This window comes from Mucilaginibacter sp. McL0603, assembly GCF_049992945.1.
Taxonomy (GTDB): Bacteria; Bacteroidota; Bacteroidia; order Sphingobacteriales; family Sphingobacteriaceae; genus Mucilaginibacter.
In genome coordinates this window covers 4,372,381-4,385,165 of sequence record NZ_CP188251.1, presented here as the reverse complement: position 1 = coordinate 4,385,165, position 12,785 = coordinate 4,372,381, and the positions used below count along the sequence as shown (strand labels likewise).

Annotated in this window: 5 protein-coding genes; 3 read left to right on the top strand and 2 right to left on the bottom strand. The window is 39.9% G+C overall.

The window, feature by feature from the left end; genetic code table 11:
- Nucleotides 1–36 precede the first annotated feature (36 nt).
- A complete protein-coding gene (locus tag ACPPVU_RS20030) occupies nucleotides 37–2,304 on the bottom strand; it encodes a BamA/TamA family outer membrane protein (protein ID WP_426668483.1) in 2,268 nt (755 codons plus the stop codon).
- 15 nt (nucleotides 2,305–2,319) lie between these two features.
- Entirely contained in the window at nucleotides 2,320–7,407 is a 5,088-nt protein-coding gene (locus ACPPVU_RS20025; RefSeq protein WP_426668482.1) for a translocation/assembly module TamB domain-containing protein, read from the bottom strand.
- Between the two features lie 172 nt (nucleotides 7,408–7,579).
- Between ACPPVU_RS20025 and dnaE the strand changes: the two genes are divergently transcribed.
- The 3 genes from dnaE (at nucleotide 7,580) to ACPPVU_RS20010 (ending at nucleotide 12,774) form a co-directional block, all read left to right on the top strand.
- Nucleotides 7,580–11,164 (top strand): DNA polymerase III subunit alpha, encoded by a 3,585-nt coding sequence (gene dnaE, locus ACPPVU_RS20020; protein WP_426668480.1) that lies wholly within the window; start codon nucleotides 7,580–7,582, stop codon nucleotides 11,162–11,164.
- 207 nt (nucleotides 11,165–11,371) lie between these two features.
- On the top strand, nucleotides 11,372–11,692 hold the full coding sequence (gene trxA / locus ACPPVU_RS20015) for a thioredoxin (RefSeq protein WP_426668478.1): 321 nt from the start codon (nucleotides 11,372–11,374) through the stop codon (nucleotides 11,690–11,692).
- 161 nt (nucleotides 11,693–11,853) lie between these two features.
- The gene (locus ACPPVU_RS20010; RefSeq protein WP_426668477.1) at nucleotides 11,854–12,774 is read left to right on the top strand and encodes a DUF58 domain-containing protein; all 921 of its coding nucleotides are present in this window, start codon (nucleotides 11,854–11,856) and stop codon (nucleotides 12,772–12,774) included.
- The last annotated feature ends 11 nt before the right edge of the window (nucleotides 12,775–12,785 follow it).

Genomic DNA, 12,785 nt, shown 5'->3' with positions numbered 1-12,785 from the left:
ATAATCAATTCAATCAATCAGTAATTCATTAATTGATCAGAATGGATAACCGATAGCCAGGTTAAATACCCGGTTATTGAAATCAAATTTTAAAGGCGCTCCTTCGTAAGGCTGACGAATTGGAACGCCAAGATCAGCCCGGAATACCAAAAGGGTTAGATCAAATCGTAGGCCGAACCCTGTATCCATTGCCATTTGACTCAGGAAATTTTTGCCGAAGGCTCCTCCGGGCAATCCTTCATGTGAATGCAAATTCCAAATATTGCCGGCATCTACAAATAAGCCACCATATACAATACTGAATAATTTTGGTCGATACTCTACGTTTGCCTCAATTTTTATGTCACCAGATTCGTCTGGCAAAAAACCACTCGCACTGGTAATATCCGTTCCGGGCATATAACTTCCCGGTCCTACGGACCTTGCCCTGAAACCACGCAAACTATATGATCCGCCTATCGAAAATTGTTGGCTATATGGCAACTGAGTAGAGTTGCCATAAGGCAAGCCAACACCAACAATAATCCTGCTGGCTATAGTACTATTCGGTCCGGTCTTATGAAAGTACCTAAACTCGTTTTCAATTTTTATAAACTGATTGAAAGGCAGGCCGAATAGCGTGCTCACTTTTCCTGCTAAAGTATCAGCACCGGTTATTATTCCATAAAGATTGCCTGATAGTGTGGCCCTGCCACTATAATAAATTGTATTTGTTTTGAAGGTTTCATTTGTATTAGTATAGGTATAACTGTAAGCTGGCCCGAATGTAAACTGCTGGTCAATTACATGGGCTAGGGTAGGATTACGGGTGTGTTCTATGCTGTCTAAATATTCCTGTGTAACATTAGCAGGCTTGGTAAGTGTTACGGTCAACAGACTTAAATCATGTGTAACATGTGCATTTTGTTTCCAATTATAACCAAAAGAGGCATTAAATGAATTGAGCGTATATAGATTGACCCGATCGACCAGAGTGTAGCCCGCAGTTAATTCAGTATGAGGAATAAATGCATTATCCGGATTAAAGTTAAAAGGGCTAATGAACCTTGGCCATGTAATTGTGGGTTGTATACCAAACTGGTAAACGTTATATCCGCTATTCTGCCCGGAATATTGCACATCCGTACTTGCAAATAACTTTACTTTAAATTCTTCTGCACCTTTAAATGCGTTCCTGTTTTTCCAGCTTAGACTGATCTGAGAACCTACATAATTTGCAGTAGTGGTGCGGCCAAGTAGTTCAAATTGAAGCGACTTTTTTGGATAGGGGGTTAAAAAGTAATAAATATCAAGCTTTGACGAATCTGTTGAAACATCTTCAAAACGATTTTTAACAAACTTAAAAGGCCCCAGGTTTATAAACCTGCTTAGTGATTTATTATGGTCAGAACGATTATATATGTCTCCCGGATGTAGTAATACGCTATTTTTAAAAGTGAAAGGTCTATATGTTTTTTTAGTATCAATAACATGGTACCAGCGATAGGTAACTGCAGAATCTAATTTAAGCGCAGTGTCCCTTAAAGTATAATGCGGATATAAGTAGATATTGTTGATCCTATAGATCCGGCGTGCCTTGTCTGGTGTTTCATTCTTCACTTTAACATAAATATCCACCTGGTGATTGGCAACAGTACTGTCAACCCTCATGATCAGGTAATCCGGGGAGAAGTAATAGAAGCCTTCTTCTTTTAACCGGGCATCTATTCTTATCCGCTCATTTTTTACTACATCAAGGTTATAATTATTACCCGATACGAATAGGGTTTGTTTGGCAGTACCGGCAACAGCCGTATCCACATCGCCTTTTTCATTAGGGAAAACTATTTTGCGAATAGTGTACGTTGGACCTGGCTGTACAGTATATATTGCTTTTGCAGTTTTACCTTCGCTTAAAGTATCGCCAACAACTTGCGACTGAAAATAACTTTCGTTCTGCAGTCTGTTTTGCAGTATATCACTGTTCTTATTTACATCAACATCACTGATCAACACAGGTGGCTGACCAAGTCTTGTATTTATGTAATGCCTTAAACCTTTCTTTTTTGTAGTCCTGGTTTTATTATAAATATAAAGTTTTACACGCATCCCAAGTATGGTCGAGTTTGGTTTAGGTCTAAGTAAATCTTCTAATTCATCCTTAACAGCTTTAGTATCCTTCTTTTCTATATCCTCATTTTTATCGTCAATTTTTATTTCACCACCGGTGTATAATTTTTGCCCCTTCTGCAGGTATTTGGTATTACTGCAAGCATTAAACAATACGAATGAAAGAAAAAGTAGATATTTTAAATATTTGTTCATGGATGATGGTAAGCACTAATTAGATTGTTCCTTTTCTTTTTTTAGTTCTTTTTGTTGCTGCTTATACTTTTTCTCTTCGGCTTTTTGGGCAGGTGGTGTTTTGGCAAATATTTGTTTAAAACGATTATAGTCAATGGTTAATGAGAAGCCCACTCCCGTTTCAACTATCTGTCCCTCAACCACTACAAATTCATCTTTACTATAAACACGCAGCATATAGCGCCCATCCCTGCTTAGTTTGTAATTTGCCGAAACATTTCCCGCTATATTGTTGGCCTTTTCGCCGGGTTGGTTACCTTCCAGATTAAAGTCGTTGCCCACACTCACCGTCAATCGGTCACTAAAGAAATGTTTGGACAAACCGACGCTTAGATCCGTTCGATTCTGGGCTGTACCGGATGAATAATCTTCGCCTGAACTTATGCCAAAACTCAGATCGACACCAGCAATGAGGTCACCTGCCATACGGTTAAGCTGATCTGCTAAAAGACTGCTTACACTATTTCTTACCATGCCTTCAACTGTTGTGCCTCCACCCTGGCTCTGGAGAGGGTTGTCGCCTATAAAATGCCCCAAAACCAATACACCAAGTACTTGCTTATTTAATTCGTTGGGATCTTGCCTTATTTGACTTAGTCTTGAATTGACGGTGGTAATTACTTCTGAGGATACCATGTAGGTACTATCGGGTAATACAATGTCGAAACTTATGTCCGGTTTTAATAGTTCATTTTTAAGATTCAATTCTACATTGAAAGGCAGCAATTGCTTATACTGAGTTTGATTATCAGTTCCGGCTAATTGATTGCTAACCAAATCAATAGGAGGGACTTTGGCTACATAAATAGCTGTAAAATTAATATTGGCACTGGTTGGGTCACCTGTCCAGGTTAGAGTACTGCCTTTTTTAAAGATAAATTTACGGTTGACAGCAGCGTAGGATAGATTATAAGAACCTTGTTCAATAGTATAAGTACCTGTCAGGTTAGTTTTCCCACTGCGATCGATCCCGCCATTCAACTGGGCCTCGCCTTTTATATGCACCACATCGCCATTGTTTTGATCAATGACAATGTTAAAGCTGGCGTTCTTGTTTACTTTAATATTAGCCGATACATCCATGCCTCTAAGACTTGTTTTTTTAAGTGAGTCCAGTTGTTTTGCTAGTAGAATGGAGTCGGTTTTAGGTGCATTCGGATCAATAAACTCAACTACGCCTTTTCGGTCCTCAACACTTGGATCGTTAGTTGGCAAGACAATGGTGAGGTTGGTTTTATCATTAACAGTAATATTAGCATCAACCACCGGGGTGTTCATATCGCCGCGTATCTTAATATTACTGTTGAGATAAAGTTTTCCGTAATACAGTTTGTTATCTTCCTGGGTTGAGTTGATAACCCTGAAATTGTCCGTTTTAATATCTACCCCAAAAGCGAAATCTGTATAGGTCTTGGTATCTATAGATCCGGATATTACTGCCTTATTTCCTGTCGAATCAACCAATGTGAAATCATTAAAGCGGATACCATCATTATTAAAAGTGATACTTTCCCTCGGAATGGTAAAATAAGAGTTGAGCATAGAGACATTGAAGCCTACCTTATTAAAGTTGACATCGCCCCTTATGGATGGTGCAGTTGTTGTACCAGCAATTTTTAATTCACCGCTAATATCCCCCCTGGACTCTTTAATACTCCCAAAACTAAAGCCCTCAATGCTCTTCATATTCAGCTTTACTATTTTCAAATCGAGGTCAAATTTGCTTTCCGGGCTTGTATAATATATACCGTCAAGATTAACCTGGTTACCTTTTCCTGTTATAGCAACATTAGCTGCAAATGCATTTTGAGTTTGATTGTTTACATTGACAGCTATATTGCCAACAGTATCACCTCTGAAACTGAAATCGTTAATATTTAAAGCCGCAATAAATTGTGGTGACTTTTGGAAATCACTGATCTGTGCATCACCATTGATCACGCCCCCAACCTGTAATGAATCCTGCTTGGCAGCACGTGTAAATGTTTCGATATGGAAATTATGAAACTCAATCTTGATAGGGGAGTTCATTTCCTGCGAAGTGCTGTTTACGCTCAACACCTGGTTATTATTGGTGATGGTAAAGTTTTTTGCATATAAGCCTTTGCCGCCAAACTGCAAGGCATTATCAGCATTTACCGCCCAGGTGGCATAGTCAAGCATCAGGCCGTTTTGCAGAAAGCTGAACTGATATTCATTCTGTAAAATACTAAATACGCCGGCGATGCGGTACCGTTCTTTTTTGTCAGCATCATGCACCTGTATGCTAATATTTAATTTATTGTTTTGTGCCTTACCGCTAATGCTGGTATACAATAAGTTGATAGAGGAGGACGTCTTAATCTGATCAGCTGTCAGACTATAATTTAAAGCATTATTATTGGTATTAATAGCCAGCTTCATGTTGCTGATATCATTTGTGCCGTAGACTGCTTTTGGTATGGCTCCGTTAACTACAAACTCACCGGTTTGGCTATCAAAATGCCCCGTTATAAGTACAGGTTCAAGCTGTTTCAGATCAGGAACCAATTGGCTAACCAAAGGCGTTTTTACAAAGTGGATATCAAATGAAAACTGTTGCGGGGAGTATTTAGGCTTAACTTGAGCAATAGTAGTTGTATCGCTGGCAGCATTTGTATTAAAATATTTATTGATGACATCCTGCATAGCAGGTGCAATTTCTGTCAATCTATATTTACCCACCATGTGTGCACTTAGTGCGGGGGTTTTCAGTCGCAAACTACTGCTATCGGCATTAGCAGTTGAAACAAAAGTTACCGTGTCTATTTTAACCCGTTTGTCTTTAGTAACGAGCAAAAGGTCTGTTGCCTGGATATCAGCATTAAGGTAGTTCGGATCAGCTGTAGGCACGTTTGCCACTATTTTGCCATGGAATCGTGTATAGTCTTTAACCAGGTTTAGATGTTGCAGGTTGATGCTGTCAATAACCAATGTGGCATTTACCGAAGGGTATTTCTTATTCATGTTAGCTTTAGCATCAAGGCTGAAGTTGATGTTAGGGTCTTTCATTCGGGCAATGGCGGTATAACTGCCATTAACCGCTGTGCCTTTTAATGTTAGGTTTTTATAGGTGTATCCTTTCACATTGGCGCTTGCAACATCTCCGCTAAATTGCAGACTGGCTTTTTTAGGGTCGGTCCCGGTACCGTTTATATTGGCCGATAGCGTGATGTTACCCACGGTTTGCGGCTGCTTGGTCAAGGTGCCAACATTCAGATCATTTACGTTGATATTGGCTGAATATGTAGCATTTGGTTTACTGCTGCCGTTTTTCATTTGCGCAGTTAAGTCAACATTTCCCAGGCTCGATTTGAGTGCCATTTTAGTATTGAAGTTGGTCATGCTTCCTTTGAAATTACCTTTCAGGTTCAATTTTTCGGGTATGCTGACATTGGATGGTATCATTCCTGCCGGAACAACTTTACCTAGGTCGGCACGGCTGGTATTGAAATCAGCAATAGTTAAATCGAAATAAGCTTTATTAACGTTTGGCAGACCTTTCATTTTGGCCGAAGCTTTAATATGCGTATTGTTTAGTCCGCTAATCTCTAATGATGGGATATTCAGGTCATTTACTTTGCCGATAACTTTACCATTGATCTTAAATACAGCATTGGGCGAATGTTTAAATGGTTCCATTGTAGACATGGTGGGCATCAGCAGCAACACATCTTTTAATCCGAGGCGACTGCCATTCAGATCGGCATTGATGCGTATTTGCCCTAAGTCCTTACTGATATTGGCCAATGAAGGATAACCCACCTCTAAATGTTTTTGAATAACAGTTTGAGGCGTCTCCAGGTATAAATTATTTAAGTATGATTTATGCTGACCATAAAAAAAAGAAGTATGGAATTTTTTTATTTCCAATCCGCTTTTCTCATTAAAGGTCAGACTGCTGATCTTTCCTGATATGGTATCGGTGCTGTATGCTAAATTCTCCAGATCAGCATTCAGATCCCGGATATTCATATGCGCATAGTCCAAACCTTTGATAATCGGTTTTTGTGCGTTATTATCAAACTGGATGTTGTCGTTATTAAAAGTTATCTTCCTTAAAACTGCCGCCCATCCTTTAGTGCTTTGTGGCTTGGCTACCAGTGTATCCAGTTTCTTTATGGTTTTTACCACAGCCTTTTTTACCGTTTGTGGTTTGGCAAACGTTAGTGAGGCCCTTGTATCATCAAGAGATATGCTATTAATATCCGCAACCTGGTTTTTGAGGTCAAGCTTATTCATCTCGACCAAAAATTTGCCAAGGCTTACATTGGCAGCCATTTCGTTACTGCGATAATCGACCTTAATTTTGGATATATCTATCGTGCCCAAATTAAGAGTCATGTTCATGGGCTTGGTAGCGGTATCCACCGTTGCAGCCTGCGCAATTGACGAACCCGCCGGGGTTTGTATTATTCTGGCATCTACACCTGATAAAGTGATTTTTGGAATGGTAAAGTTCATTTTATCCATATCAAAATCCGTAATGCGGGTATCAAAATGACCTAATATGAATTTTACATCATTACCGGTAGTGAGGTCTTTATAGCCGATATTTATCCTGTCTAAAATGATCTTATCCAGCGATATTTTCATGGAAGAAGAGGTGTCTTGTGGAGTTTCAGGTTTTTTTGGTCCGCCATTAAAAGCTTTAATGATATAGTCGAAATTAAAAACGCTATCCTTTCCCCTGTACACATTTGCGGTAATGCCCTGCAGATTGATCTCGTTCACCTCCAATTTATTACTAAGAAGCTTTAATAAACTAACATCAACTTTTAGCTGATCACCGGCTATCAATGTGTCCCTTTTCTGATCCTCAAAATAAACGCTATCTAATACGATCAGCTTTGGTAAGCCCAAACTGATATGGCCGATTTTAACTTTGGTATGTATTTTATTTTGTAAGTAGGTTACCGTTTTGTTTTTGACAAAATTTTGTACCGATGGGATCTGGATCAAAATAAAAATTAGCAGTACTAAAAACAAGATACTACCAATGATCCACAGGATGGTTTTTAGGGCTATACGGCCAAATCTTTTCAACGGTAAATGTTTTTCAATGGTTGCTTTATAACTACAATGGTATCAAAGAGCTTGGGTTGAAAATCCAATTTACTCAATTTAATAACATTGATATAGTTTTTCAACAACTGTCAGCGATAACTTGTTTTTTAATAGATTTGTATTCACCCGGAATAGTTGAAACAGATTAGTTATGCCTGATTTTTCGCACTTACACGTTCACACCCAGTTCTCCTTATTAGACGGTGCTGCTGATATATCCAAATTGTATAAAAAAGCAGCCGCTGATGGGATGAAAGCATTGGCAATTACTGACCATGGCAATATGTTTGGTGTGTTCAAGTTTGTTGCTGAAGCAGGCAAGCATAATGTAAAACCTATTGTAGGCTGTGAGTTTTATGTGGTGGATGATCGCCATAAAAAGCAATTTACCAAGGATAAAAAGGATGTACGGTGCCATCAATTGCTTTTAGCAAAAAATGCCGAAGGCTATAAAAATCTTGTAAAACTGTGTTCTTTAGGTTATATGGAGGGGCTTTACAGCAAATGGCCGCGTATAGATAAGGAACTCGTACTAAAATACCATAAGGGATTAATTGCTACTACCTGTTGCATTGGGGCATCAGTACCGCAAGCCATACTGAAGAAAAGTGAAGATGAAGCGGAACAGGAATTTAAATGGTGGCTGGATCTTTTTGGCGAGGATTATTACATAGAACTGCAGCGACACGATATTCCTGAGCAGAATACTGTTAACGCAGTACTTTTAAAATATGCCAAAAAATATAATGTAAAAGTGATCTGCTCTAATGATTCGCATTACGTGGATCAGCAGGATGCAAACGCGCACGATATTTTGCTTTGTGTTAACACAGGTGATATGCAAAGTACGCCCATAGCAACCGATGAGGAAGGTGGCAAAGGGTATCGTTTCGGTTTTCCAAACGATCAGTTCTACTTTAAGACCCAGGCAGAAATGGGCAAGCTGTTTCATGATCTGCCTGAATCCTTAGATAACACTAACGAAATAGTAGATAAGGTTGAAGTATTAAAGCTGAAGCGGGATATCTTACTGCCCAACTTCGTTATCCCTGAAGAATTTAAGATACATAACACGCCTGATGCTGACACCCTGAACCAGTGGGAGTATTTAAAGCACCTCACCTTTATGGGTGCAAAGGAGCGTTATAAAGATATAAGCCCTGAAGCGGAAGAACGCATCAACTTTGAGCTCTTCACTATCCGTACCATGGGTTTTGCCGGGTACTTTTTGATCGTAGCCGACTTTATAAAAGAAGGGCGCAATATGGGTGTTTTTATTGGCCCGGGCCGTGGGTCGGCAGCCGGTTCGGTAGTTGCTTATTGTACGGGGATCACCAATATCGATCCATTAAAGTATAATCTGCTATTCGAACGTTTCCTGAATCCAGATCGTAAGTCGATGCCCGATATTGATACGGACTTTGATGATGCAGGCCGGCAAAAAGTGATAGACTATGTAGTTGAAAAATATGGCAAAAATCAGGTAGCGCAAATCATAACCTACGGTTCAATGGCTGCACGTACCAGTATACAGGATGTAGGCCGTGTGCTGGATATGCCGTTATCGGAAGTAAGTGCCATGAAGAAGCTGGTGCCCGAAACTTTGGGTATTACGCTACGCGGCGCTATTGACCAGGTACCAGAGCTGCAGCAGATATATAAAGATCCCGGTTTGAAAGGTATTGTGCTCCGCGAAGCTGAAAAACTGGAGGGCTCGGTACGTAATACTGGTGTACACGCGGCTGGTATTATTATAGCACCCTATGACCTTACTGATATTGTTCCGGTAGCTACTGCTAAAGACTCTGATCTGCTGGTAACTCAATTTGATGGTAGAGTGATTGAGGATGCCGGTGTAATCAAGATGGACTTTTTGGGTCTTAAAACCTTAACTATTATTAAGGATGCTTTAAGGCTGATCAAACAGAATCATGGCAATGACATCGACATAGACTATATCTCCCTTGAGGATGAGGAAACTTTCGAACTTTATCAGCGGGGCGATACCAATGGCACGTTCCAGTTTGAAAGTGACGGTATGCAAATGTACCTGCGCGATCTGAAGCCCGATAAGTTTGAGGACCTGATCGCCATGAACGCGCTTTATCGCCCGGGCCCAATCGAGTATATACCTAACTTCATAAAACGTAAACACGGACAGGAACCGATCACTTTCGACCTGCCCGATATGGAAGAATACCTGGGCGAAACCTATGGTATTACCGTTTACCAGGAACAGGTGATGCTTTTATCGCAAAAATTGGCAGGCTTCAGTAAGGGAGATGCCGACGTATTGCGTAAAGCAATGGGTAAGAAGCAGATAGAGGTGCTGAACAAGATGGAGGCCCAGTTCATGAACGGTGCAACCGCTAAAGGGCATCCTAAGGATAAACTAACCAAGATTTGGAACGACTGGAAGGCTTTTGCGCAATACGCGTTCAATAAATCGCACTCCACCTGCTATGCTTTTGTGGCTTATCAGACTGCTTATTTAAAGGCGCATTATCCGGCAGAGTACATGGCTGCAGTATTGAATAACCAGAACAGCATTGAAAAGATATCTTTCTTTATGGAAGAATGCCGCCGGATGGGAGTACATGTATTGGGTCCGGACATCAATGAGTCGGATATGGCATTTGCCGTGAATAAAAAAGGCGAGGTTCGTTTCGGACTTACCGGTGTTAAGGGGGTAGGTGATAAAGCGATAGAAAGTATTATTGAAGAGCGTGAAGCAAACGGACCATACCAATCGGTATATGATTTTGCCAGGCGCTCTAATATTCGTTCTGTAAATAAAAAATCGTACGAAAATTTAGTTTATAGCGGGGCTTTTGATGAGTTTAAACTAAACCGTTCCCAATTTTTTGCGAAGACTGAAAATGGCATACTTACAGGAGTAGAACGCCTGAACAAATATGCTAACGATTATCAGAATACCCAAAGCAGTTCGCAATCATCACTATTTGGAGGTTCGGTGGCGTCTTATATCCCGGAACCACCTATGCCAGAGGCGGAAGAGTGGCCGTTGATAGAGAAATTGAAATATGAAAAGGATGTGATCGGTATTTATTTGACCGGGCATCCGTTGGATAATTACAAACTGGAGTTGCAACGCTATTGCAATACTACAGTATCCGACCTTAAACTGATGCAAAAAGCCCGTTCAGGTGAAGGCGGTGATGATATAAAGGCAGCTTTTGCAGAACTGCGTAAGAGGGTGGACTTGAGTGTGGGTGGACTGATTGCAAATGTTCAGCATAAAATGACAAAGACCGGTAAACCGTTCGGTACATTTGTGTTGGAAGACTATAATGATTCCTATGAATTTGCCTTATTTGGCGAAGATTATATCAAATTCAGAAACTTGCTGGTTGATGGTTACTTTTTACACCTAAAAGGTAATATCGAAGAGAAATTCAGGCAAAAGGATAACTGGGATCTGCGTATAGCTTCGATGTCACTACTGTCTGAAATGCGGGATAAGCTGATGAAGTCTATGACCGTTTGCCTTGAACTGAATGCGCTTAACAGCCAGCTAATGGATGAAATAGAGCAAATTTTAGAAAATAATAACCAAAAATATCCCGTTAAAAATTGTACCCTTCGGTTTTTAGTGAAGGATGTAGAGGAGTCAATACTTGTTGAACTACCTTCAAAAACTTTTAAAGTAAACCCAAGTGACGATCTGATGGCTGAGATACAGAGTTTAACCAATGCAGAGCCGGTACTTAAATAATACAGCTGTTAATAAAGTTATAGTCAGTTAGTCAGGTGTTAATAAGTAATTTTAGTATCGTTCTGACAAAACGCTACATTTATTGTCACCGCAAGGTTACAGTGTCATGCGTAAATAATACGATTGTCACATTGTCACAGTGGTACTTGTGGCAAACTATTTGAATAGTATATATTTGTAAGATATAATTTAAAATTAAAAAAGATCATGGCTTTAGAAATAACTGATGCAAACTTTGAAGAACTTGTTCTCAAATCAGATAAACCGGTTTTAGTTGACTTTTGGGCAGAATGGTGCGGTCCATGTCGTATGGTAGGTCCAGCAGTTGAAGAAATTGCAAAAGAATACAGCGGCAAAGCAGTTGTAGGCAAAGTAAATGTCGATAACAACCCAGGTATATCTATGAAGTTCGGCATCCGCAATATTCCTGCTTTATTGTATTTCAATAAAGGCGAAATAGTGGATAAGCAAATTGGTGCTGTGCCAAAATCAGTACTTGCGGGTAAGTTAGACAAGCAATTAGCTTAATATAAATAAAAATATAGAACGGCCCGTCTTGAATGTTATTCAGGACGGGCCGTTCTGTTTTGCACTATTATGATCGCATAAAGAATAGTGGTTGGATAATAAATATCGGATCGGCAAGTTTTTATTTGAATACATAAATCAGTTGCCTTACATTAGCGATTATGCCCAAACTAAGTGACGAACAACAAATACGGCAGCTGGCTAACCTTGAGTTGCTGGCCCGGCAGGTAGTTGAGGGCTTCATAACGGGTCTGCATCAAAGTCCGTTCCATGGGTTTTCTGTTGAGTTTGCCGAGCACAGGTTATATAACAATGGCGAATCGGTAAAAAATATCGACTGGAAATTATTAGCCCGCACAGACAAACTGTTTGTAAAGCAGTTTGAGGAAGAAACCAACCTGCGCTGTTATATGCTGCTGGATACTTCATCATCAATGAATTACCCGGATAGGGGAATCAATAAATTACAATTTTCCATTTATGCACTGGCTTCACTAGCCTACTTATTCAAAAAGCAACGTGATGCTTTTGGATTGTGTCTTTTTTCGGATAAGATAGATTGGATAAGTGCAGCGAGGTCTACATCAAAGCATTTATTTTACTTGTATGCCGAGCTTGAAAAAGCCTACAATCAACCAAAAACAAACGCAACTACTGATATTACAGGAGTACTGCATCATGTGGCTGAAGAGATACACCAGCGATCAATGATCATTATTTTTAGTGATATGCTGGAGAACGGATACAGTGATGAAAAGCTAAAGGCACTTTTTGCTGCTATACAGCATTTAAAATACAATAAGCACGAGATAGTTATATTTAATGTAAACGACCGGAAAAAGGAACTGGACTTTGATTTTGACAACCGCCCACACCATTTTGTAGATATAGAAAGCGGCGAGGAGATCAAAGTGCATCCTAACAAAATACGCGAAGCTTACCGGGCAAATCTTGATAATTACCGTCATCAGCTTGAATTGAAATGTGCCCAATACCATATCGACCTGATCGACGCAAACATTCATGATGGTTATAATAGTATACTGAAGGCCTACCTGGTTAAGCGTAATAGCATGATCTAAAGGCTATTCGT

Coding starts and splice junctions, on each gene's coding strand:
- trxA (WP_426668478.1), top strand. CDS start 11,372: ATGGCTTTAGAAATAACTGATGCAAACTTTGAAGAACTTGTTCTCAAA.
- ACPPVU_RS20030 (WP_426668483.1), bottom strand. CDS start 2,304: ATGAACAAATATTTAAAATATCTACTTTTTCTTTCATTCGTATTGTTT.
- ACPPVU_RS20010 (WP_426668477.1), top strand. CDS start 11,854: ATGCCCAAACTAAGTGACGAACAACAAATACGGCAGCTGGCTAACCTT.
- dnaE (WP_426668480.1), top strand. CDS start 7,580: ATGCCTGATTTTTCGCACTTACACGTTCACACCCAGTTCTCCTTATTA.